This window comes from Corynebacterium phoceense (genome assembly GCF_900092335.1).
Classification (GTDB): domain Bacteria; phylum Actinomycetota; class Actinomycetes; order Mycobacteriales; family Mycobacteriaceae; genus Corynebacterium; species Corynebacterium phoceense.
In genome coordinates this window covers 353,564-374,782 of sequence record NZ_LT596207.1, presented here as the reverse complement: position 1 = coordinate 374,782, position 21,219 = coordinate 353,564, and the positions used below count along the sequence as shown (strand labels likewise).

At 63.6% G+C, this 21,219-nt stretch carries 21 protein-coding genes and 1 pseudogene; 12 read left to right on the top strand and 10 right to left on the bottom strand.

What is annotated here, in order from left to right; genetic code table 11:
- The first annotated feature begins 13 nt into the window (after nucleotides 1-13).
- Both BN9444_RS01760 and BN9444_RS01755 read left to right on the top strand, forming a co-directional pair.
- The gene (locus BN9444_RS01760) at nucleotides 14-691 is read left to right on the top strand and encodes a DUF2334 domain-containing protein (RefSeq protein ID WP_066490213.1); all 678 of its coding nucleotides are present in this window, start codon (nucleotides 14-16) and stop codon (nucleotides 689-691) included.
- 178 nt (nucleotides 692-869) lie between these two features.
- Nucleotides 870-1,055 carry a hypothetical protein gene (locus tag BN9444_RS01755; protein WP_066509498.1) on the top strand — a complete coding sequence of 62 codons (186 nt, stop codon included), beginning with the start codon at nucleotides 870-872 and terminating at the stop codon, nucleotides 1,053-1,055.
- 228 nt (nucleotides 1,056-1,283) lie between these two features.
- Here the strand turns inward: BN9444_RS01755 and BN9444_RS01750 are convergent, their stop codons facing one another.
- The 5 genes from BN9444_RS01750 to BN9444_RS01730 form a co-directional block, all read right to left on the bottom strand.
- A complete protein-coding gene (locus BN9444_RS01750; RefSeq protein WP_068801323.1) occupies nucleotides 1,284-4,547 on the bottom strand; it encodes an ExeM/NucH family extracellular endonuclease in 3,264 nt (1,087 codons plus the stop codon).
- Between the two features lie 283 nt (nucleotides 4,548-4,830).
- On the bottom strand, nucleotides 4,831-6,159 hold the full coding sequence (locus BN9444_RS01745) for an alpha/beta hydrolase (RefSeq protein ID WP_084759218.1): 1,329 nt from the start codon (nucleotides 6,157-6,159) through the stop codon (nucleotides 4,831-4,833).
- 81 nt (nucleotides 6,160-6,240) lie between these two features.
- Nucleotides 6,241-7,296 (bottom strand): alpha/beta hydrolase, encoded by a 1,056-nt coding sequence (locus BN9444_RS01740; RefSeq protein WP_068801322.1) that lies wholly within the window; start codon nucleotides 7,294-7,296, stop codon nucleotides 6,241-6,243.
- A gap of 198 nt (nucleotides 7,297-7,494) precedes the next feature.
- Nucleotides 7,495-8,031, bottom strand: coding sequence for an alpha/beta hydrolase-fold protein (locus BN9444_RS13375; protein WP_084759217.1), 537 nt, complete (start codon nucleotides 8,029-8,031; stop codon nucleotides 7,495-7,497).
- Nucleotides 7,959-8,438 (bottom strand): hypothetical protein, encoded by a 480-nt coding sequence (locus BN9444_RS01730; RefSeq protein ID WP_141681455.1) that lies wholly within the window; start codon nucleotides 8,436-8,438, stop codon nucleotides 7,959-7,961. The genes BN9444_RS13375 and BN9444_RS01730 overlap by 73 nt, the downstream gene beginning before the upstream one ends.
- Nucleotides 8,439-8,597: 159 nt before the next feature.
- Between BN9444_RS01730 and trhA the strand changes: the two genes are divergently transcribed.
- Nucleotides 8,598-9,299: a PAQR family membrane homeostasis protein TrhA gene (gene trhA, locus BN9444_RS01725; RefSeq protein WP_066490243.1), complete on the top strand. Its 702-nt coding sequence runs from the start codon at nucleotides 8,598-8,600 to the stop codon at nucleotides 9,297-9,299.
- A gap of 319 nt (nucleotides 9,300-9,618) precedes the next feature.
- Here the strand turns inward: trhA and BN9444_RS01720 are convergent, their stop codons facing one another.
- Complete coding sequence (locus BN9444_RS01720) at nucleotides 9,619-10,614, bottom strand: acyl-CoA thioesterase (RefSeq protein ID WP_066490245.1); 996 nt, start codon at nucleotides 10,612-10,614, stop codon at nucleotides 9,619-9,621.
- 78 nt (nucleotides 10,615-10,692) lie between these two features.
- Here BN9444_RS01720 and BN9444_RS01715 point away from each other — a divergent pair, with 78 nt between their 5' ends.
- Together BN9444_RS01715 and BN9444_RS01710 are read left to right on the top strand one after the other, a co-directional pair.
- Nucleotides 10,693-11,070: a sterol carrier family protein gene (locus BN9444_RS01715; RefSeq protein WP_066490248.1), complete on the top strand. Its 378-nt coding sequence runs from the start codon at nucleotides 10,693-10,695 to the stop codon at nucleotides 11,068-11,070.
- Between the two features lie 24 nt (nucleotides 11,071-11,094).
- Nucleotides 11,095-11,953, top strand: a pseudogene (locus BN9444_RS01710) (amidophosphoribosyltransferase); the annotation flags it as partial.
- Between the two features lie 116 nt (nucleotides 11,954-12,069).
- Here the strand turns inward: BN9444_RS01710 and BN9444_RS01705 are convergent.
- Both BN9444_RS01705 and ygfZ read right to left on the bottom strand, forming a co-directional pair.
- Nucleotides 12,070-12,303: a DUF3073 domain-containing protein gene (locus BN9444_RS01705; protein WP_181734566.1), complete on the bottom strand. Its 234-nt coding sequence runs from the start codon at nucleotides 12,301-12,303 to the stop codon at nucleotides 12,070-12,072.
- A gap of 146 nt (nucleotides 12,304-12,449) precedes the next feature.
- Nucleotides 12,450-13,547, bottom strand: coding sequence for a CAF17-like 4Fe-4S cluster assembly/insertion protein YgfZ (gene ygfZ / locus BN9444_RS01700; RefSeq protein ID WP_066490266.1), 1,098 nt, complete (start codon nucleotides 13,545-13,547; stop codon nucleotides 12,450-12,452).
- A 30-nt stretch (nucleotides 13,548-13,577) separates the two neighbouring features.
- Here ygfZ and BN9444_RS01695 point away from each other — a divergent pair, with 30 nt between their 5' ends.
- On the top strand, nucleotides 13,578-14,411 hold the full coding sequence (locus BN9444_RS01695; RefSeq protein WP_066509511.1) for an aminodeoxychorismate lyase: 834 nt from the start codon (nucleotides 13,578-13,580) through the stop codon (nucleotides 14,409-14,411).
- A gap of 4 nt (nucleotides 14,412-14,415) precedes the next feature.
- Here the strand turns inward: BN9444_RS01695 and BN9444_RS01690 are convergent, their stop codons facing one another.
- Nucleotides 14,416-15,075: a heme-binding beta-barrel domain-containing protein gene (locus BN9444_RS01690; RefSeq protein WP_066490277.1), complete on the bottom strand. Its 660-nt coding sequence runs from the start codon at nucleotides 15,073-15,075 to the stop codon at nucleotides 14,416-14,418.
- 38 nt (nucleotides 15,076-15,113) lie between these two features.
- Here BN9444_RS01690 and BN9444_RS01685 point away from each other — a divergent pair, with 38 nt between their 5' ends.
- Together BN9444_RS01685 and BN9444_RS15425 are read left to right on the top strand one after the other, a co-directional pair.
- Nucleotides 15,114-15,767, top strand: coding sequence for a diacylglycerol kinase family protein (locus BN9444_RS01685; protein ID WP_068801320.1), 654 nt, complete (start codon nucleotides 15,114-15,116; stop codon nucleotides 15,765-15,767).
- Nucleotides 15,751-16,020, top strand: a complete 270-nt coding sequence (locus BN9444_RS15425; protein ID WP_068801319.1) for a diacylglycerol kinase family protein — start codon at nucleotides 15,751-15,753, stop codon at nucleotides 16,018-16,020. The genes BN9444_RS01685 and BN9444_RS15425 overlap by 17 nt, the downstream gene beginning before the upstream one ends.
- On the opposite strand, the gene BN9444_RS01675 is transcribed toward BN9444_RS15425, so the two are convergent.
- Entirely contained in the window at nucleotides 16,017-16,769 is a 753-nt protein-coding gene (locus BN9444_RS01675) for an LmeA family phospholipid-binding protein (protein WP_066490278.1), read from the bottom strand. The two genes, BN9444_RS15425 and BN9444_RS01675, sit on opposite strands and share 4 nt — an antisense overlap.
- A 46-nt stretch (nucleotides 16,770-16,815) precedes the next feature.
- On the opposite strand from BN9444_RS01675, the gene mshD reads away from it, so the two are divergent.
- From mshD to pstA, 4 genes are all read left to right on the top strand, one after another.
- Complete coding sequence (gene mshD / locus BN9444_RS01670; RefSeq protein ID WP_066509513.1) at nucleotides 16,816-17,757, top strand: mycothiol synthase; 942 nt, start codon at nucleotides 16,816-16,818, stop codon at nucleotides 17,755-17,757.
- Nucleotides 17,758-17,944: 187 nt separating this feature from the next.
- Nucleotides 17,945-19,054 (top strand): phosphate ABC transporter substrate-binding protein PstS, encoded by a 1,110-nt coding sequence (pstS, locus tag BN9444_RS01665; protein WP_066490280.1) that lies wholly within the window; start codon nucleotides 17,945-17,947, stop codon nucleotides 19,052-19,054.
- 196 nt (nucleotides 19,055-19,250) lie between these two features.
- Entirely contained in the window at nucleotides 19,251-20,297 is a 1,047-nt protein-coding gene (gene pstC / locus BN9444_RS01660) for a phosphate ABC transporter permease subunit PstC (RefSeq protein WP_066490287.1), read from the top strand.
- Between the two features lie 13 nt (nucleotides 20,298-20,310).
- Nucleotides 20,311-21,219, top strand: a complete 909-nt coding sequence (gene pstA, locus BN9444_RS01655; protein ID WP_066490290.1) for a phosphate ABC transporter permease PstA — start codon at nucleotides 20,311-20,313, stop codon at nucleotides 21,217-21,219.

The following is a 21,219-nucleotide window of genomic DNA, read 5'->3' as shown; positions in this document are numbered from 1 at the left end:
GATAATAAGCGGCATGCACGGCGTTCTCCTGGTTTCGATTTCTAGTATTTTCGACGACACCCGGAAGTACGCGGAACATCTCATCGCGGAGCTCGACCGCGACGACATTCCCGTCTCTCTCCTTGTCGCCCCACACATCGATGGCAATTGGCACTTGGCCAAGGACCACCGCATGCAGCATTGGTTGCGCGACCACGCCGAGGCCGGACGCACGCTCATCCTCAACGGCTTCGACCAGGCCGTCCAAGGCCGCCGCGCCGAGTTCGCGAACCTGGAGGCACACGAGGCCCGCCTGCGCCTCAAGGGTGCTACCCGCCAGATGGCCAAGATCGGCTTCGAGCCCACCATCTTTGCCGCCCCGCGCTGGCGCATGTCGCCGGGCACGCTCGAGGTCCTGCCCGAGTTTGAGTTCCAGCTCGCCTGCTCCTCCCATGGCCTCCACGAGCTGCCCTCCGGCAGGCTTCATCAGACTCGCAATCTCTCCTTCGGCGAGGGCTTCGGCGCTGCGAAATGGTGGCGTCGCAACATCATTCGGGCCGCGGAGCGCTCTGCCCAGCGCGGCAACACCGTCCGCCTTTCGGTCTCCGCACGCAACCTCGAGGACCGCAAGGTCCGCGCGGACTTCCTGCGCGCCGTCGACAAAGCCGCCGCAGCCGGGGCGAGGCCGGAGAGCTACAGCATCTTTCTCTAGGCGCGAGTATATGTGCGGACATGTCACGGAACCCATTGAAGTTCTACCTCGATAAGTCCTCCCCGCAGACCTGGAAGTCCGCCATCGCTTTCACCCGGGCCGTCGGCGAGGAGGCCCGCGCGGCAGGCGGAGCGACGAGCTCATCGAGCTCATTAACCTCCACACAAAGGTCGCACTCATGCTGACCGAAGCCGCCACCCAGCCTTCCGATGCCCCCTCCCGCGACTTTGCTCAACTCTTCGCCGCCGCTCCTCTCACCGACGCCCAATTCGCCGCCGTCGAGTGGGTGGCGATTGCCATGAACGTGACCAATCGCGTCTCGATCCCGTCCCATCACTTCGTCAAGGAGCAGTCCTTTGAGTAGCACCGAGCCGAATCCCCAGGAGAAAGTCTGTGACGGCCTCTCCGACGGCGTCGACTACGGCCTGCGCATCGTCGCGGTGTCCCCTACGCGAAGTCATGGCTGACCCAAGCACCCCGACTACCAACAGCGTGTGGATGCATAGAAAACTCCCCATAATCTGATTTCTGATTTCTCAGTCCGGATTATGGGGAGCAGTTCCCACAACCGGGGCCCTCTCTGCGTTGTGTGCTACATCTGCAGATTCTTAATGGCCATGCGTACCGGCGCAGGCAGCGTCTGCAGTGCGCTGTCCGGAATCTGGCCGAAGACAGCCGCCATGAACGGGAAGGCACCCACGAGCGCCAGCACCGCGAGCACAATGCCGACGATGCCGCCCGTGCCCAGGCTCGAGGCATCCGCGCCGTCCGCGTCCTTGCCCGGCGTGGTGTCCTTGTCCGTCTCCTCGTCGCCGGCTTCCTTCGTCACCTGGCCCGAGACCTTGACGTTCTGCTGCGTACCATCGGTGAAGGTCACCGTGAGCGAGCCGTCCTCGTTGGCCTCGATGCCGCGACCGTCCTTGCCGTTCTTACCGGCGGCGCCATCCTTGCCATTCTGTCCGTCGGCGCCATTGGCACCATCCTGACCGTTCTGGCCATCAGTGCCGGTCTCGCCCTTCTGGCCGTCGACGCCGTCTTTGCCGTCCGCGCCGTCGCGGCCAGGCTCACCCTTCGGGCCCTGGGTGTTGCCGGCAATCTCGGTGGTGCCGTCAGAGTAGGTGACTTCCAAATCGCCGTTGTCGAGGACCTGAACCTTAGTCACGGAGCGGCCGTCTTTGCCGTCGGTACCGTTCTGGCCATCCTTGCCATCGACGCCGTCCTTGCCCGGCTCGCCGCGGACGGTGCCGAGGTTCTGTTCCGTGCCGTCGGTGTAGTAGACGATGAGCTCGCCGTCGACGATCTTCATCTCCTTGACACCGCGGGCATCGGAGGTGGTCTCATCATCCTTCGGATCGTCGTCCTCCGAGGGAGCCGTAGCAGAGAGCGAGAACCCAACTTTGACCGGGTCGTGATCAGAAGCGCGGAACGGGGAGTTGTCGTAGAAGTCCACCACGTTGTAGTTGCGGCGGGAGTACTCGAAGGCGACGGACTCGTCCGAGTTGATGTTCCAGACCTGGGCGTCAGAGACCTTGCCGGAGGCAACCTCGTTGGCCAACACGTGGTCGAGGCTACCGAGGAGACCGTCGAATTGGTAGGACGGATCGGCACCGTAGGTCTCAGCCGGGACGGTGTAGCCGTTCGCGCGGAAGACGCCGAGGGCCTGCTCCATGGTGTAGGTGTTGAGGTCACCCATGACGAAGGTGGCCTTGCCCTCCCAGTCCTTCTGCTTGGCAAGGTGATCGAGCACAGCCTGCGCCTGAGCGTTGCGGACGTTCGGGTTGTTGCCCTGGCCGTCGCCGGAGTCAGCGTCGCCCTTGGCGACGGACCCCTTGGACTTGAAGTGGTTGGCGACCGCGACGAAAGTTTCCTTCACATTCGGATCAGTCGCCGCGAATTCCTGGGCGAGCGGCTCGCGGGCGGTGCCGGTGAAGCGGTCATCGGTGAAGATGCGGGACTCGCCCACGGGCTTGACGCGATCCGGGTCGTAGATAAACGCGGTGCGAATGACATCGCCCTTGACCGGGGCATTCGACGGGGACTTCACATACTCCCAGTTGCCGCCTGCGGCGTTAAGGGCCTCGGTCAGTGTCTTCAGAGCGTTATCGCGCTTGTTGATGTCGCCGGTGACGGCGTAGCCGTTTTCGATCTCGGACAGGGCGAGGACGTCAGCGTCGAGGCCGTTGATGGCGGCGACGATCTTGGCCTGCTGGTCAGCCAGGGCCGAGGCGGTCCACGCGCCACGGGTCGTGCCGCGGTTGACGGTGACCGGGTTGCCGTCCTTGTCCTTGTGGCTGGTGCCGCCGAACTCCTCGCCGAGGGAGACGAAGTAGTTAAGGACGTTGAATGCGCCGATAGTGTAGTCACCCTTGACGTCTACGCCGCCCTCGATGGCTGCGCGGGAATCTTCCCAGGAGATGGGCAAGTCAGCGCCAGAGGTGTTGCCGGTAACCGGTGTGGTGGGCTCGAAGCGCCAGGCGTTGTGCGAGTAGTGAACGACGACGGGGTGCTGGAACTCGACGTGGTCCGTGGTGCGCAGCGACTTGATGGTCGAGCCGCCGTCCTGCGAGATGTAGGGCAGTGGGGTCTCCTTGTCCGACTGCATGTAGTTCTTCGTGCGGGCGTCGTCGAGGATGACGAGGCGTTCTTTGTTGGACGCAGCGAGCTTCTGCAGATCGGAATTCGGTTCTGTGGAGGGCTCGTAGATATCCGACGGCTGGCGCAGGTACTCGGTGCCGCCGTTGAGGCCGACCTCGCCGTAGGTGGTGAGCGCGTAGTTATTCGTCACCGTGTGGGTACCGGGCTGGACGAGCATGCCCTCGAAGGGCTCGCGGGCTGCATCGCCGGCTGGCAGCTCATCGATAACGAGCGGCGTGACGGCAGGCAGAGCCTCGGCGAGCGAGGAAATCTTAGCAGCGGTGATCTGCGTGGCGTTGAAGAACTCAGAGACCTTGCCGGAGACCTGGACAGAAGCGCCGAGCTCCGGGTAGTCCGTGCGGGAGCCCATGTAGACGAAGATGCCGTGGGAGGCGTCGCCAGCAGCGGGAACCTCGGTGCCGGTGCCGCCGGTCTGGATGGTGAAGCCGTTGAGGCCGCCTTCCTTCCATACTGCGGTGACGACGCCCTCGGTCGTCACAGTCTGATCAACGAGCGGGGATGTGGCGCCCGTGCCCTGGATCTCGGCGATGGGCGTGATGGCCGCCGGGTCAGCGGGGGCGGTCGGATCTGTGGGGTCAGCCGGAGTCTCGGGGTCGGTGGGATCGGCAGGATCTGTCGGGTCGCTCGGCACGGCGCCGGAGTTCTGCGGCGTGGGGGCGCCCGCGGTGAAGTCCGCGGCGTTGTTGTCGGTGTCTGTGCCTGCGGCATCGCGGGAAACCGACTGCGAGTTGGAGGCGCCAGCGGCGGGGGAGCCCTCGTTGAGGGTGGCCGAACCGTAACCGACGGTGTCGACGGCGGTGCCGGCGGCATCGGCAAGCTGGACCGTACCGCTTGAACCAGCCATGTTGAGACCGGCGTCGGCATCCGGGGTGGGCAGCGCGGTGGTGCCGCCGTTGCCCTGGCCGCCCTGGATGAGGAAGTAGCCGCCAGCAGGGATGGTGCCGCTGAGGGTGACCTTGCCGCCGGTGCTGCCCTTGCCAGAGAAGTACTCGACGGTGTAGCCGGAGAGATCGATGTCTGCGTCGGTGGGGTTGTAGAGCTCGATGAAGTCGTGCGTGTATGTGGCGCCGGAGTTTCCGCCACCGCCGTAGGCCTCGGAGATGACGACCTGGGAGCCGTCCGTCGCGGCGTGGGCTGGAATAGTGGCGAGTGAGGAGACGAGGGCAGCGATAGCCAGCGTGCCAATGCGGCGAGAATGCATAAGAATCCTTGAGTTCGATGAGGAGAGAAGCGAATGGACAGATAGCATTAAACGCGTAAAAGCATCGTGGTGAAACTACAAATTTCGCCTTCACCTGGCAGTTTGTTTAGCGCTTTAACAATGTTCTCGCAGTATTTACTTAGTGGTCACTTCATGAGGGCGGGATGGGGTGCCGGGATGCGGACAAGCTGAATGAGAACGGCACGGCTCGCGGAGACAAGCCGTGCCGTTGGCCTGATGCCATGGAGTTCAGTGGTCGTAGACGACCACTGTTCAGCCGCGGTTACTTTAAGCTGAGGGCCGGGGCGATAGTCGACTCCCACGCGGCGTGCAGCTCTCGCTCGAACAGCGCGTACGAGTGTGCGCCAAACGTCGTGTGAAAGCGCTCGACGTGGACGCCGCGCGCCTGGGCCGCACGGGTGAAGTAGTTCGAGGTGACTTGGGAGACTGCCTCGAGGGTAAGCCCCCACGTCCAATTGCCGCCAAATTCCTCTGCGGTGGGGATGCCATAGGCGGTGCCCACGAAGACGTCGGTATTACGCAGCGCCGCTGGGTCGTAGGAAGGGTCATTGAGCTGCCACGCATCGCTGCTGGACAAGCCGAAGGCGTCGACGGAGCTGCCCTCCGAGCCTTTGATGATGCCTTGGCTGACAATGCGCCCCAGGACGCCGGAAGTCGCGGGAAAGCCGGAGAACGATGCTGCCGCGGCGAACCGCTCGGGGTTTTCCGCCGCAATGTGCAGCGCGGGGCCGCCGGACATAGACAGGCCAGCAATGGCATCCTGGCCGGTGCCATTGAATTCTTCTTGGACGACGCGGGGGAGTTCCTCGCCGAGGTACGTTGCCCATTGATTGCGGCCAGCAGGCGAGTTCGTGTTTTCCCAATTGACGTACATCGACGCGCCGCCGCCGATGGGGGTGACGACGTTGACCTGCTTATCGGCAAAGAATTCTTCGTAATCAGTCTCCGTGTGCCAGTTGGCACCGCCTGCACCGCCTGCACCGCCGTCAGCGCCGGACATGAGCACGAGCGTCGATGCTGGGGTGTCGGTCTGCGGGGCTCGCAACAAAAGATTGGTGACGATGCTCTGATTCGCCGGTGACCAGACATCGATCTCGACGAGGTTGCCTTCGACGGGGCGGGTGTCGAGCAGGCGCGGCTCAGGGCCGTAATCGACAGGGGAAGGTTCGCCTCGATCCTCCTCACTGGATAGCTGAGCCGTGGCAAAGGAGTCTCCACTCGACGAGCTGCTGGCCCTGTTGCTGGAGAGTCCTTTGAATGCCGGGACAGAACTACCCAGCCATTGTCCATCTGAGCTGCCGTCACCTGAGCCGAGGGCGTCAGGTAACTGGGCGGAGCCACGGGGCGCGACGAGGGGATCGCCTAGGCGTGAAGAGCCAATGGAACTGAGGGCAGAGCCATCGGAAATGGCCACCGAGCCTTCGGTGGCGGTGCGTGCAGATTCGCTGTCGGCACTGCCTTCGGTAGAGGAGTTCTCTGCGGATTGTGCGGGAGCGACGGCGGGGTCGCTCCACGATGTGACGAGGAGCGAAGTGATGGCCGCGGCGATGCACAGCGCACGCAGGCGGGCGGAGGCGGGAGAAACGGTCATGGCTTCACCCTAGTGGCCTGGGTCACGTCCAGGGGCGTTTTCGCTCTTGTGTCTGCGCGACGCTGTCCTCAGATGGGGTCTTTAGAGATTCGCGGCGCCGATAGCGCGTGCGATGGTTTGAGCCCAGCTCACCTTCATCTGGTGGGAGAAAAGACCAAAGGAATGAGAGCCCTGTGGCGTGTAATAGCGGTTGACGTCGAGCCCGGCGCGGCGCGCGTTATCGGCGAACTGCTGGGTGCAGCCGTTAGCGACGATTTCGACCTCGGCGGGACCGAATGCCTGGCCAGCGGTGGAGCTTAAGTTGCCGATGCCGTCAGGGCCGCCAGGTTGGCCGGAGGCGGAGGCGACGAAGACCTTGACGCCGCGCAGACGATCCAGGTTGGCGTTGGGATCGTGCTCGCGCCACGAGGCATTGCCGGGCATGCCCCACGCGTTAAACGAGGAGCCGCCGCCCAAGGCGATCATGGCTGTGGAGATTGTGCCGCCGTAGGCGCCGGAACGAATGGGGCAGCCGGAATACGAGGCCGCAGCAACAAAGCGGCGCGGGTTATGGCCTGCGATGTCGAGCGCCGCGGCGCCCGTGGAGGATAGGCCGCCGATGGCGTCGCGGCCGGTTCCATGGAATTCCTTGTCGATGAGCGGAGGAAGCTCCTGCGTCATGTAAGTGTTCCACTTGTTGACGCCAAGGATGGGATCCGTGGAATCCCAGTCCGTGTAGAGGGAGTATGGACCGCCCAGCGGCATGACGACGTTGACGTTCTTATTGGCGAACCAGCTCTTGACGTCGCTGTGCGACATCCAGTTGAGGCCTGCCTGGCCGCCCTTGATGCCGGGCAGCAAGTAGAAGGACGGTCGCGGCTGGTCACCCGGAGGCAGCAGGACGTTGTTGTCGACGACGGCGCGGTTGGCTGGGGACCACACGCGCACCTTCCAGTGGTTGCCGTTTACGTGTTTCTTCGAGACGATGAACGGCGTATTACCAAGCCACGGCTGCGGGGCAGCGGTGCCCGGCAGTGACGACCCCGGGGCAAGGGGGGCGGCCTGAGCCGGAGCTGCGAACCCGGTGACGAAAACGGAAGCTGCCAAAGTGGTGGCCGTCAGGGCGGTGGCGGCGACACGAGAGAGAGAAAGTCGCATTCATTAATCATAACTTTTCTTCATTCGAGAAACTAGTTGAGGAAGGGGGCGACTACCGCTCCGCACGCGCGTGGAACGTGAAACCCGAACGAAAAGTGGGTGACGTATGCCCCGAGCGCAGGGCCAATGACCTTTGTCCAGGATTTGCCAAGGGCGTCTTTGTAGTACGGCCAATCGTGAATGCCATAGGCATCGCGGTCATAGGTGACGTCGACACCCGCGCCACGTGCCTGGGCGACGAAAGGCTCGTTGGTGAGGCGTACGAGGTACTCCATAACGCCGTTCCAGAACATGCCGCGTTGGTCGGTGTCGAAGCCGTCTTTTCCAGGCGGAGCCGGAATAGAAGTAGACCTTCGTATTCTTGAGCTTGTCCACGTGGAGGATTGGATCGTAGTGGAGCCATTCCGGATCATCCGGCCATCCAAACATTTCCCACACGGGCGCCATCTTTGCAGCCGTGACGCCGAGCGACATGATGCGGCCCATCGTGGAGGAGACCGCCGTGTAGCCAGACAGCGACGCAACCGCGACGTACTTATCGGGATAAGCCTCTGCGATAGTGAGGGCCGGTGCGCCGGAGGCCGAGAGGCCCGCGATGGCGCGTTTGCCAGTGGCATGAAACTGCGTCTCCATGATGAACGGCAGTTCCTGCGTGTAGTACGTCATCCACTTCGCGGTGCCCACGGGCGTGGTCGTGCTCTTCCAGTCATAGAAGAGCGTGCCGTCGCCACCGATGGGTGAGACGACGTTGACGTTTTACCGCGGAAGAGGGATTCATAGTCCGAGGCCGTCGCCCACGTGTCGCCGCGCTCGCCACCGTAGGAGCCCTGCATGAGGTAGAACGTGGGGCGCGGCGTGGTGTTGTCGGGCCCGCCCGGCGGCAGAAGCAGGTTGTTGGTGATGACGCGGTCCATCGATGTCGAGTAGACGTCGATCTCATAGAGATTGTCGTGAATATGGCGCGTCGCGACAAGCTTCGTGCCGGACGTTGTGACAGTGCCTACGGGGACGTTCGTGGTGCCCTCGACAGCGGGCAGCGTGGTGCTCGACATCTGGGGGAAGGTCAGTGGTGTCGTGAGAGGGTCTGGCAGGGATGGAAGCGCGACGAGGAGAGCCGAGAGAAACGAGGCGATGACGTGCATGTTAACGATGATAATCTCGCGGGTGCGCTGGGCAAAGAACTTACTGTGTGAGAGCAATTCGACTGGGCGAGAGGGCCTGCCGCTCGCTCATGCACGGTGTGAAGGCCGGCTGTGGGGGAGTGGTGTTCTGGTATGGTTACGGTGGCGTAGGTTAACTGAATGGGAGGCACCACGATGGACAAGGGCCTGATTACCCGCACGTATGTCATGGCTGACCGCGGCCAGCGGCCAGCGGGGCGTGGATGGTTCCACTTCGGCGCAGCTATCGCAGCACTCGTGGCCTCGACGGTCCTTGTTACCTTCGCGTGGATGCGCGTGCCGTGGGGCGCGGCTCTGGGTGTGACGGTGTACGCAGTGGGACTCATCGGGTTGTTCGGAGTTTCCGCCGCGTATCACCTCGTGCCTTGGGGCAAGGTTTCTACCGTGGCGTGGTGGCGGCGCGCAGACCACTCGACCATCGCGGTGTTTATTGCTGCGACATACACGCCTCTGCTGTGCATTGCGGTAGACAACGCGTGGTGGTTGCTCGTCATCGCGTGGATAGGCGCCATCGCTGCGGTGGTGCTGAATCTCGTGTGGATTTCTCACCCGCGGTGGCTCGACGTCGTGGTCTACCTGGGGCTGGGGTGGCTCGTTGTGCCGCTCATTCCGCAGTTGTGGCGCGAGGCGGGCCCAGCAGTCGTGTGCCTGCTGTTCGCCGGAGGAATTATCTATTCACTCGGCGCGCTCATTTACGGCTTCAAATGGCCTGGGCGCAACGCCCAATGGTTCGGCTACCACGAACACTTCCACACCGCGACGGTGGCCGCGGCTATCGTGCACCTCGTCGCTGTGTGGATGGTCGTCGTGTCAGCGGCCTAGCGTGCTGACCGTGCTGGCTGCCTCATGTGCGGCAGCCGCTATGTGCTTGGGATGTTGACGGACCTGAAAATGCCGAACTTGTCCTCGGCCTGGCCGTAGACATCGCCCCACTGCTGTTTGCCCATCGGCAGGACGACGCGGCCGTCCTTGGCCAGAGCTTCGAACCAACCGCGCGCGGTCTCAATGTCCGTGGCATCGCCGCCGAGGACCTCGTGGTAGAACGTGAAAGCCTCACGCGTGGTGCCGTCGAAGAAAAAGATAGGGCTCGATGGTCGCGTGCTGTTCTGGCCCAGCCTATGGGAAAGGGGGCATCGGAAAGCTAGTCGATGTGCTGAACTTTCGGCGCCACGATGAGCGGCTGTGGGGAGTACTTGCCGCGTAGGCCACGCAGGATGTGGGCGTGCTCAGCCAGGCGAATGTCCTCTTCGGTGCGCGGGGTGAACTGGCGGGCGCCAAGGGGCTGCCAGTCGTTATCGATGGCCATGTAGGACACCGTCGCGTGGATGGCGGTCTTAAGGTTCGTGCGGCCTTCGGCAGGCGCGCCGGAGCGTACGTGGACCGACAGCTGCATGGTGCGGGTATCCGTGACCATCATGCGGGCGTCGACCTCGATGAGATCACCGATGGAAATGGGACGGTAGAAGCGAATGCCGCCCGCGTACGTGGCGATGGTCTGCTCGCCGGACCACTCCATGGTGCACGCGGTGCCGGCCTCATCGATCCATTCCATGGCCGTGCCGCCGTGGACCTTGCCGCCCCAGTTGACGTCCGTGGGCTTGGCGAGGAAGCGGTTAACCATGCGCGGGGCATCCGAGGGCCCGTCGTAGGTCTGCGTGTCCATCTCTGCCTCGATGGCCTTGCGCAGCTCGATGCGGGACTTCGCGGCGGCCTCGACGCGCAGCTCGTCATCCGTCTGGGGTACGAAAGAGGGCACTGGGGTCGGCTTGCCCGTCGTCGGGTCTTGGGCCACGAAGATGACGAGGCAATCGCATGCGCGGGTGAAGAAGCCGTCACGCGGGTCGGCGGAGAGCACCTCGTTGACGATGTGCATGGAGGTGCGGCCCGTCATTGCAATGCGCGAGCGGACCTCCACGATGTGGCCGGAGGGGATGGGGCGCGTGAAGTGGATGTGGCCGACGTAGGCGGTCACGCAGTACGTGCCGGACCACTGCGCGGCGCAGGCGTAGGCGGCCTTATCGATCCATTCGAGGACGCGGCCGCCGCCGATGCCTTGGGCGCCCGCGATAAGCAGGTCCGTGGGCGCAGCCATAAAGCGCAGTGTGAGGGATGGGGACGGGGTTTCAGCGTTAGCCATGTCACTACCTTAAGGTTCGTGGATCACATTCGCAGGCAAAGGGTATAAGTCGTCGCGACGGGTCTACAATCCGGGGGTATGAAGAAGGTGCATGACCCCGCCGCCACCCGCGCCGCCGTCGCCGCCGTGGAAGCCTGGGTGCGCGACCCGGCGTTGCCGGATCCCTCCCGCTCGCAGCTTGCCGATGCCGTCCGGCGCACCGCCCGTGCCGTCGCACACGACGCGCCGGGACACAGTGTGGAGCTGCGTGTTCCCCCGTTCGTGGCTGTCCAGTGCATTGAGGGGCCTCGTCATACGCGTGGCACGCCCCCGAATGTGGTCGAGACGGACGCGCGCACCTGGCTGGAATTGGCGCTGGGTGTGACGGAGTGGTCCACGGCGGTGGAGGCGCGTCGCATCGACGCCTCGGGTTCGCGCGCGGGGGAAATCGCGAAATGGCTCCCCGTAATCTTTTAGTTTTCTGTGCCTGTAGCGGCTAGGATGGGGCGCGTGATTAACCCTGCGCATGCTGCTGTCACTACCCACCCCGCCCCACTGACCGATCTTGACGATCAGGGGGAGACTGAACCGCGCGAGGAGTGCGGCGTCTTCGGCGTTTGGGCACCGGGGGAGGACGTCTCCACTCTCACGTACTTCGGCCTCTTCGCCCTCCAACATCGTGGCCAGGAAGCCGCCGGCATTGGCGTCGGCGACGGCGAGCGAATCGTCGTATTCAAAGACATGGGCCTCGTCGCCAATATTTTTGATGAATCCATCCTGGGCTCGCTCAAGGGCAACGTCGCCGTGGGACACACGCGCTACTCCACGGCGGGCGGCAAGGAATGGTCGAACGTCCAGCCGATGTTTGAGACGTCCTCGTCCGGCGTGGACATTGCGCTGTGCCACAACGGCAACCTCGTTAACTACCTCGAGCTGCGTGCAGAGGTCGTGGAGAAGGGCTTGATTAAGCCCACGCAGGAATCGGTCTCGGACTCCATGTGCTTGTCCATGCTGCTTGCCGAAGGCGTAGATGAAAACACCTCTGTCTTCGACTCCGCTCGTGCGCTGCTGCCGCGCGTCAAGGGTGCTTTCTCTCTCACCTTTACCGATGGCCACACGCTGTACGCCGCGCGCGACCCGCACGGCGTGCGCCCGCTCGTCATAGGCCGCCTAGAGAAGGGCTGGGTCGTCGCTTCTGAGACCTGTGCGCTCGACATCGTGGGCGCCCAGTTCCTCCGCGAGGTCGAGCCTGGCGAGCTCATCTCCATCGACGAGGCCGGCATCCGCTCCGAGACCTTCGCCGAGCCCACCCGCCACGGCTGCGTCTTCGAGTACGTCTACCTGGCACGCCCCGACACACNGCGCCGCGCGCCGGACGGACGAAGCGCAGACAGCGTCGTGACGGACACGGTCAGGATGGGGACACGCAAAAATCCGCCGCCGGGCGGGCCGGCGGCGGAATAAGAGTCTTAGGACTTAGCGCTTGTCCGAAGAGTCGGTGTCATCCTCAACGTCGTCTTCATCGTCATACTCGTCGATGTAGTCGGCGTATTTGTCTTCGTAGTCCACCTCGTCTTCGTCATCCCAGTCGTTGCGCGGCTTCTGAGCGGCGAGCTCGCGCTGGAGCGAGTCCAAATCCATCTCAGGTGAGTTGTACTTCAGCTGGCGTGCAACCTTGGTCTGCTTCGCCTTCGCGCGTCCGCGTCCCATGTGCATGACCCCCTTGAGGTGTGTGTAGGCATTCCAGGGAAGTTCGGATGCCCCATCGAATTTCAATAACAGTATGGTCCTGTTAGACACAATAGCCTGTGTGCCGAAAAAATTCCGCACCGCCCCCTGTTACAGGGCAAAGAAGGCTAGCGGCCGCGCAATTTCTCCACCGCGGCGCGGCCAGCCTTGGGGCCCTCATCCGTGGGGATGGACTCTGGCTCGACGCTCGCGGCGACGTTCGCCTCGCCGCGCAGCGGGCCGGTGACGAGATCGGTGCCCGTGAGTGCAGAACGCTTGACCAAGCCGAGGGCGATGGGGCCGAAGTCACAGTCGTCGACGACGGTGCCCAGGCGGCCCACGCGGCGCCCACCGGGGCCGGACAGGATATCGGCGCCCGGCTCGGGGCGGTCCGGCGCGGAGCCATCGAGGTACAAAAGGACGAGCAAGCGCGGCGAGCGACCGAGGTTCTCCACGCGGGCGACGGTCTCCTGGCCGCGGTAGCAGCCCTTGTTGAGGTGGACGGCGCCGGGGTGTTCGCCGCGGCCGATCCACTGGGGAACCTCGTGGGCGATCGCCTTATCGTCGAGGTCAGCGGCCAGTTCCGGCTCGCGGGCGCGGACGCGCTCGGCGGTAAACGCCATGAGTCCAGCCAGGTGGGCGCCGGCGGCTTCGAGGGCCTCGACCGCGTCGACCAGTTCGGCCCGCAGGACGGCGAGATCGCGGCGCGGGGCGCCGAGCCAGTCCACGGTGCGATCAAAGACGACGCCCGCGGCGGCCGCGTCGAAGCCGTCTACCGGCTTGCCGAGCAGCGTGAGGATCGCAAGGTCCGCCTCGGCCACCTCGACCTGGGACCAGAAGATCATCTTCGTGAGGTAATCGCGCAGCGACTCGAACTGTGCGTCGGGCACGTCGAGGTAGATCTCGGTAGGGGAGACGACGGCCACGTCTGCGGCGTGGAGGATATGCCCCTGGATGTCGAAGTCGAGGGCGGACGCGGCGAAGCCCGAGGGGGCATCGTCAAGCTTTTGGGAGAGCAAATTATTAAGGAATACCGCGGCCTCGGGGCCAGTGACGGCGAGCACGCGGCGCTGCGAGCGGTCGATGACGGCGGTGCCGTTTTCGACGTAGCGTTGCTCCACGAGGGGATCGCCATAATGCCAGGCCACGCCCTCTTTATCGAGGAGGCTGTCCCCTTGGAAAGCGGCAGCGCGGGGACGGTCAAGCAACGGCGAAACGTAGGTCATGGATCCCCATCGTAGGGCATAATTGAAGTCATGAGTATTGCGCCTGTCATCTACGTCATCGAGCCTTTCGGCGGGTCTATTCGCCGCCATAACGCGAACCTTCCGCTGCTCTTTGCCGACGATCTGGGCGTCACGCGTGGTGACGGCATCTTTGAGGCCATGCGCGTTGAGGGCGGACAGGCTCACAACATGGAACGCCACCTCGAGCGGTTCCGGCGCTCGGCCGAGGCGCTCGACCTGCCGCTGCCCACGCCCGAGAAGTGGCAGGAGGCCACGAAGGCCGCACTCGAGGAGTGGGGCGAGGCCGAGGGCAAGTGCACGTGGACGCTCACGCGCGGGCGCGCGTCGACGAGCATTCCCACTGGTTGGGTCGCGGTCGAGGGCATTGACGCGGAGACGCTGCGTGAGCGTGAGAAGGGTGTTAAGGCCATCACCATGGAGCGTACGTGGCAGCTGCCCACGGAGTTCCCGGCGAAGACGGTGAACTACGCCGCGACGATGGCGGCGCTGCGCTACGCCAAAAAGCAGGGCGCGCAGGACGTCATTTACCTCAACGGCGCAGGACTCGTGCTGGAGGGCTCCCGCTCGTCGGTCGTGACGACCAAGGGACGCAAGCTGCGCACGCCCGCGGCGCCGGGAATTTTGCCGGGCACGACGCAAGCTGCCATCTTCGCCCGCGCGGAGGCAGACGGCTGGCGCTGTAAACGCAAAGAAATGAACGTTGACTACCTGCTGGGGGCGGACTCGGTGTGGCTCGTCTCCTCGACGCGCGGGCCGGTGCGCGTGACGCACCTGAACGGACAAAAGCTCCCGAAACCCGCCAATGTGGAGGAGATTCGGGAGCTGATGCGGTCCGCGCTCTAATGCTTTAGCCCGCGATGCGCTTGAGCTCCGCCGACATGTAGGGGCGCATCTCGCCGTCGACCATGCGCTCGTCGACCCAGCCCAGGTTGTTATTCGGCATGAGGCCGTACATGCGCTTGCCGGGGCCGAGGTTCTTCGGGCCGGTCTCCGTGACCATGGTGGACGCGGACTGGAGGGACCAGGCGCGCTCGTTAAAGGGCTCGCCGTAGAAGATTTCCACGATGCCGTTATTCGAGGTGTAGGTCATTTCGATCTCGTCCTTGGGGGAGATGCGCCAGAAGCCGGACTCGCGTACATCGGGGCCTACCGGCTTGCCCTCGGAGTCGATCTTCCACGTGCGAGAGGTGTAGGTCAGGTAGTGCTCGCCGTCGTGGGCGATAACGAGCTGCTGGCCGAACGTGTACTGATCGCCGTTCGAATCGTGAGCCTGGCCCTCGCCCTGCCACACGCCGACCAAGGGGAGAAGTCCCAGCAGCGCGTCGTGGAGGGACGGGCCCTGGCGCAGGTTCGCCGTGTCATCGGGAACCGGGACCTCGTCGAGGCCGACGGCCGGAATATTGCGGGAGGCGGCGTCTTTCCAATCCTCCGCGGCGCGATTGACGGCCTCGTTGCCGTCCAGCTTGTTGGGATCGTTTTCGGGGTGGGATGCGTTTCGTTCAGACATGCCCATCAGCCTACCGTTTAGCGCTAGGCTAGAAACCCATGCGAGCCTTGCTCATCACCAACCCGAATTCGACCAGTCAGAGCGAACTTATGCTTCGGCAGGTCTACGCCCGCCTGCGCGAGGTCCCTGACCTGCATCTTCTGGTGCGGCAGAGTCACTATCCGGGACACGCGGCGGAGATGGTGTCCACCCTCACGCGCGCCGAGTGCGACGTGGTGATCGCTGTCGGCGGAGACGGCACCGTCAATGAAATCGTGGGCGGGCTTCTGGGATCGCCCAAGAACCCGCGCCCAGCCGAGGAGGTCCCGGTGCTCGCCGTCATCCCGGCGGGCTCGGCCAATGTCTTCGCCCGGGCTTTGGGCTTTCCCGCAGAGCCTGCCGATGCCGCCCAAACCCTCGCCGAGTGCATGCTCTACGACCTGCGCCGCACCATCCGCCTGGGCACGTGGGAGTCTCTCGGAGCAGACGGTGAGGCCGAGCCAGACGAGGCGCGATGGTTTGCCGTCAACGCTGGTTTTGGACTCGACGCAGACGTTCTCCACGCCGTGGACAAGGCGCGTGCGAAAGGACTTGCGGCGACGCCGCTGCGCTACCTGCGCGCGACGCTGCGCGGTTGGGCGCGTGNTTTTTGCGTCGAATACCAACCCGTGGACGTTCCTCGGGCCGCTGCCCGTCGTGACGAACCCCCGTAACTCCTTCGATAAGGGCCTGGGGGTCTTCGGGCTGACGGATATTGGGGGCATCGGCGGCTTCGCGGGCTTGCTGCACCTCTTTGGGGCGTACCGGCTTGCGCGTGGCCGCGTGATCCAATTCGATGACGCGGAATGGGTGGAGCTGGGCGTGCCTGGCCTGCACCGCTTCCAAGCGGACGGCGAGTCCGAAGGCAAACTCGAGCACGTGCGGCTGCGTTCTATCCCCGACGCGCTTGAGGTCTATTCGCCTTAGCTCGTGATCTGTTTGCCGTCCTTGTCGTAGTCCCCGTCGATTTCCAGCGGAGAGAGGAGATCGAGGTGGAGCTCGACGTTGCGGCGCTGGACCTCCACGTTGATGGTGCCGCCACGCAGCGAGACCTTCGTCGCCTGGGCCGGCAGCGGCAGGCGACGCGTGTCGAGTTCCAGATAGAACGCGTCGTGGACGTGGCCTTCTGGCGCGTCGATGGGCCGCATATAGAACATGGGGCCTTCGAGACGCAGCTCTACCTGAACCGTCGTGGGCAACTCGTCGCCGGGGATGGTGCCCGTGAGCTCGGCTTCTGCGGAATTGCCGCCGGAGGGCGAGATATTATTCGGGTTGTTGATATTGAGATCCGTCATGCCCAGCAGGCGGCCGAGCGCCACGCCGTCGAGGCTCAGGCTGCGCGAGAGTGTGGAGGCCACCGCGCCGTCATAGTCCCCGGTCCATACCTGTTGCGGGGTGATGTGCACGTCGCGCAGGGTGGTTTGCGCGTTGACCATGCCTAGCTGTGGCACTTCGACGTCGGAGGAACGCACCTCGAGCAGCGGCACGGTGCCCGTGACCGCCGCGGCGACGTAGGGAAGCCCTCCGATATAGACGTCCGGCGGGGTCTCGAGTCGCGTGAGCTCTTCCACGCGTTCGGACACGGCGTGTTCCGCGTGCATGGCTACGGCGGAGTCCGCTAGCCAGAGCGCTCCCACGCAGCCCACCGCGACACCCGCGGCTTTCAGTGCCTTCATGGTTCTATTTCTACCGCACGCACCCGCGCGTCACTAAGGTGGGGGCATGAGCTTGAACCAGGACACCCTTGATCAGATCCATGCCGTCCTCGACGCCGCCCGCACGAACGATGGCGTGGCACCTTTCTCTGAGCAGTATCTGTTGGGGCTGAGCGATGAACGCCTGGGCCACCAGCACTTCGTGCATAGCGAGAATGGCCAGGTCGGCGCGCTCATTGCGCTTGATGGGGAGTCCGCAGAGCTCGTTGTAGCTCCGAACTTCCGGCGGCGCGGCATTGGCTCGGCCTTGCTTGCCGATGCCGCCCGCTCGCTCGACGCTGGCTCCTCCCTCCAGGTGTGGGCACACGGTAATCTCCCGGCGGCACAGGCCTTCGCGCAGGCCCAGGGGCTCAGCGTCGTGCGGCGCTTGCTCGTCATGGCTGTCGAGGGCGAAGCGTTGCGCGCGGCCGCAACGGTTCCTTCTGCCGAAGGATTTGAGGTCCTCAACTATGAGGAGTCGGTGGCGCGCTGGGGCGCGGACGCGGTGGACGCGGCATGGGTGGCGGCAAATAATGAAGCCTTCTCGTGGCACCCCGAACAAGGCGGCTGGGATGTCGCGCGCTTGCGCCGCGGCATGGAGGCTGAATGGTTCGATGAGAAGGACGTAATTCTATTCTGGGACACGTCTACAAATGTGACTGGCGTTACGAATGGGGGCAGTGATAATACCCCCAGCCTGGCTGGATTCCACTGGACCAAGTGGCACACGGAAGACGTTGAGGACGGCGGCGAGGCCTTTGGTGAGGTCTATGTCGTGGGGTTGGCGAATGCCTATCGCGGACGTGGGTTGGGGGCACCGCTCCTCCATGCAGGGCTACACCGAATGGTGGAAAAGGGCGCGCGACGTGTGATTTTGTATGTCGAGTCCGATAATGAACCGGCAGTGCGGGCCTACGAAAATTTGGGTTTCGGGGTGGCCGAGGAGCACGCCGTGTATCAGCAGCAATGATTTTCATTAATCAACGGTGATAACTGTTTACCTTGTGTTCACTGAAAGTGACCTTTTCGGTTAACCCAGGCTCGTTAGGTTATGTCGCTGTGAGCTCGTGGCCCCCGCCAAAGAATGAAAAAGGGTGGTCATCCAGGCTCCCCAATGACCTCTTTCGAATCTGCTCTACATAACTGGAAGGTTTCCCGTGATTCGCAACTTCAAGCGCACCGCAGCTATCTTCGGCCTGATCGCCGCTTCCTCCACCGCTCTGGTGGCTTGCTCCGAGTCTTCTGACTCCGGTTCCTCCGACTCTGCTCAGGGCGACTCTTCCGTCTCCGGCACCCTGGTCGGCGAGGGCGCTTCCTCCCAGCAGAACGCCATGTCCGTGTTCCAGAAGGCCTTCATCGAGAAGTACCCGGACGCTGACCTGTCCTACACCGCTTCCGGTTCCGGCGCCGGCGTTGAGGCCTTCATCAACGGCACCGCCACCTTCGCTGGTTCTGACTCCCCGCTCGATGAGGAGGATGGCGAGGTCACCTCGGCTAACGAGCGTTGCGGCGGCAACGACGCATGGCACCTGCCGTCCACCATCGGCCCGGTTGCTATCGCTTACCACCTCGAGGGTGTCGACCAGACGGTCAACCTCACCACCGAGTCCATCGCCAAGATCTTCAAGGGCGAGATCAAGAAGTGGAACGACCCGGCTATTGCTGACGCCAACGAGGGTGTCGAGCTTCCGGACAAGGACATCACCGTCGTCTTCCGTTCTGACGAGTCTGGTACCTCGGACAACTTCCAGAAGTTCCTCAAGGCTGCTACCGGCGAGTGGGACTCCAAGGGCAAGCAGTTCCCGGATGCCGTCGGTGAGGGTGCTAACGGCTCTTCCGGCGTTGCTGACCAGGTTGCTTCCATCGACGGTGCTATCACCTACGTCGAGGCTGGCTTCGCTAAGCAGAAGGAGAACGTCTCCACCGCTGCTATCGACTTCGGTCATGGCCCGGTCGAGCTGTCCAACGACTCCGTCGCCAAGGCTCTGGACAACCTGGCCTTCAAGGAGACCAACTCCGAGCACGACATGGTCGTCGACGCGGACGCGCTCTTCTCCTCTGACGCTGAGGGTGCTTACCCGCTCATCCTCACCACCTACAACATCGTCTGCTCCGCTGGTTACGACGAGTCCGAGGCCGCCCTGGTCAAGGCCTTCTTCGAGACTGTCCTGGACAACCAGTCCACCGAGCTCGAGGACGCTGGCTTCATCCCGGTCTCTGGTGCTCACCTGGACCGCCTGAAGGCTGCTGTCGAGGCTCTCGCTTAAGAGTTTCGCCCGTGAGGGTCGCTCGCTTCGGGTGACCTTCGCCGCGTCGCGCCGTGTTCGGCGCCGCGCATGCTGCCCCCAAACCGTTGCACAAACGTTTGGGGGTTATGGCATGTTTCCCAAAACTTTGCCGTTATAGCCCGCTGCGCGGGCGTAACACCCCTCGCACCCGCTAACTAAAGGATTTCGTAGTCTCATGGCAGACAACAACCTCACCACGGCGCCCACGCCCGAGGCGGAACCAACGACTGTCGCTCAGGCGACCGTTGCGAAGCCGACGAATGACGTGGTTACTGTAGACTCGGGCAAGGGCGTCCGTCGCCCTGGCGACCGTGTCTTTGAATTCCTGTCCACCGCGTCCGCGACGCTCATCACGGTGATGATTGCAGCCATCGCGCTGTTCCTCCTGTGGCGCGCCGTCCCGGCCCTCAACGTCAACGAGGGAGGAGTCGTTGGATTCTTCACCTACGGTGAGCGTTGGAATACGAGCGATACGGATGCTATGCAGTTCGGTATCCCCACGATGTTCGCGTCGACCGTTCTCATCTCGGTCCTCGCGCTTCTTATCGCCATGCCCATCGCGCTGGGTATTGCCATCTTCCTGTCGAACTATGCTCCGGCCCGCGCCGTAAAACCGCTCGGTTTTCTCGTCGATATGCTCGCGGCCGTGCCGTCCATCGTCTACGGTCTGTGGGGCTGGCAGGTCCTCGGACCCAAGCTCTCCGGGTTCTACACCTGGCTCGAGTCCTGGGCCGGCGGCTTCTTCCTGTTCAAGGTCTACGACAATTCGCCGTCTTTTGAGACCGGCCGCAATATATTCACGGGTGGCATCGTGCTCGCCGTCATGATTCTCCCGATTATCGCGGCGACCGCCCGCGAGGTCTTCGTGCAGACCCCTCCGGGCCAGATCGAGTCCGCGCTCGCACTCGGCGCGACCCGCTGGGAAGTCATCCGCATGACCGTCCTGCCGTTTGGTACCTCCGGCTACATCGCGGGCTCCATGCTCGGCCTCGGCCGCGCGCTCGGTGAGACGATGGCGCTGTACATGGTCGTCTCGCCGCTTATCGACTTCCGCTTCACGCTCTTCGACGGCGGTACGACGTTCGCGACGGCCATCGCCCTGGCCGCCGCCGAGTTTGGTAACGAGATGCGCGCTGGCGCCTACATCGCCGCCGGCCTCATGCTCTTCCTCCTGACCTTCCTGGTCAACGCCATTGCCCGTTCCATCGTGAATAAGAAGTAAGGAGGAGCCCAGCATGACTACAACTACTGCAATTCCGGTAAAAAACGGCTCTGCGTTCCAGCACATCTCCGGCTCCCGTAAGATCGCGAATAGCATTGCGACCGCCGTCGTGTGGGGCGCGATGATCATCGCGATGATCCCGCTCGTGTGGGTGCTGTGGGAGCTCATTGCCCGCGGCTCTGGCGTCATCTTCAGCCCTGAGTGGTGGACGACGTCCCAGCGCGGCATCATGAACACCGAGGCGGGCGGCGGTGCACTGCACGCCATCATCGGTACCTTCGTCCAGACCCTCTTCGCGACGCTCATCTCGGTGCCCATCGGCATCTTCACTGCCATCTACTTGGTGGAGTACTCCAAGGGCGGCTTCCTCGGCCGCATGACGACGTTCATGGTTGACATCCTCTCCGGTGTCCCGTCCATCGTCGCAGCGCTGTTCGTCTTCGCTATGTGGATCACGCTCTTCGGCTTCGACCGCTCCGGCTTCGCCGTGGCGCTTTCCCTCGTGCTCCTCATGATTCCGCTCGTGGTCCGCAACACGGAAGAAATGCTCCGCGTCGTGCCCATGGACCTGCGCGAGGCGTCCTACGCCCTCGGCGTCCCGAAGTGGAAGACCATTGCACGTATCGTCCTGCCCACGGCACTGTCCGGCATTGTCACCGGCATCATGCTCGCCGTCGCTCGCGTCATGGGCGAGTCCGCTCCGGTCCTCGTGTTGGTTGGCTCTTCGTCGTCTATCAACTGGGACTCCTTCAAGGGCCCGCAGTCCTCGCTGCCGCTCATGATGCTCGATATGTACAAGGCCGGCGCGCAGCCTGCCGTGCTCGACAAGCTCTGGGGCGCCGCGCTCACGCTGGTTATCCTCATCGCCGTCCTCAACGTCGCGGCCCGCTGGGTGTCTGCGAAGTTCTCCGTTAAGAAGTAA

What these genes read in the sequence shown, in the direction of transcription:
- BN9444_RS01760 (WP_066490213.1), top strand. Translation starts at nt 14, where the DNA reads ATGCACGGCGTTCTCCTGGTTTCGATTTCTAGTATTTTCGACGACACC.
- BN9444_RS01755 (WP_066509498.1), top strand. Translation starts at nt 870, where the DNA reads ATGCTGACCGAAGCCGCCACCCAGCCTTCCGATGCCCCCTCCCGCGAC.
- BN9444_RS01750 (WP_068801323.1), bottom strand. Translation starts at nt 4,547, where the DNA reads ATGCATTCTCGCCGCATTGGCACGCTGGCTATCGCTGCCCTCGTCTCC.
- BN9444_RS01745 (WP_084759218.1), bottom strand. Translation starts at nt 6,159, where the DNA reads ATGACCGTTTCTCCCGCCTCCGCCCGCCTGCGTGCGCTGTGCATCGCC.
- BN9444_RS01740 (WP_068801322.1), bottom strand. Translation starts at nt 7,296, where the DNA reads ATGCGACTTTCTCTCTCTCGTGTCGCCGCCACCGCCCTGACGGCCACC.
- BN9444_RS01730 (WP_141681455.1), bottom strand. Translation starts at nt 8,438, where the DNA reads ATGCACGTCATCGCCTCGTTTCTCTCGGCTCTCCTCGTCGCGCTTCCA.
- trhA (WP_066490243.1), top strand. Translation starts at nt 8,598, where the DNA reads ATGGGAGGCACCACGATGGACAAGGGCCTGATTACCCGCACGTATGTC.
- BN9444_RS01720 (WP_066490245.1), bottom strand. Translation starts at nt 10,614, where the DNA reads ATGGCTAACGCTGAAACCCCGTCCCCATCCCTCACACTGCGCTTTATG.
- BN9444_RS01715 (WP_066490248.1), top strand. Translation starts at nt 10,693, where the DNA reads ATGAAGAAGGTGCATGACCCCGCCGCCACCCGCGCCGCCGTCGCCGCC.
- BN9444_RS01705 (WP_181734566.1), bottom strand. Translation starts at nt 12,303, where the DNA reads ATGGGACGCGGACGCGCGAAGGCGAAGCAGACCAAGGTTGCACGCCAG.
- ygfZ (WP_066490266.1), bottom strand. Translation starts at nt 13,547, where the DNA reads ATGACCTACGTTTCGCCGTTGCTTGACCGTCCCCGCGCTGCCGCTTTC.
- BN9444_RS01695 (WP_066509511.1), top strand. Translation starts at nt 13,578, where the DNA reads ATGAGTATTGCGCCTGTCATCTACGTCATCGAGCCTTTCGGCGGGTCT.
- BN9444_RS01690 (WP_066490277.1), bottom strand. Translation starts at nt 15,075, where the DNA reads ATGTCTGAACGAAACGCATCCCACCCCGAAAACGATCCCAACAAGCTG.
- BN9444_RS01675 (WP_066490278.1), bottom strand. Translation starts at nt 16,769, where the DNA reads ATGAAGGCACTGAAAGCCGCGGGTGTCGCGGTGGGCTGCGTGGGAGCG.
- mshD (WP_066509513.1), top strand. Translation starts at nt 16,816, where the DNA reads ATGAGCTTGAACCAGGACACCCTTGATCAGATCCATGCCGTCCTCGAC.
- pstC (WP_066490287.1), top strand. Translation starts at nt 19,251, where the DNA reads ATGGCAGACAACAACCTCACCACGGCGCCCACGCCCGAGGCGGAACCA.
- pstA (WP_066490290.1), top strand. Translation starts at nt 20,311, where the DNA reads ATGACTACAACTACTGCAATTCCGGTAAAAAACGGCTCTGCGTTCCAG.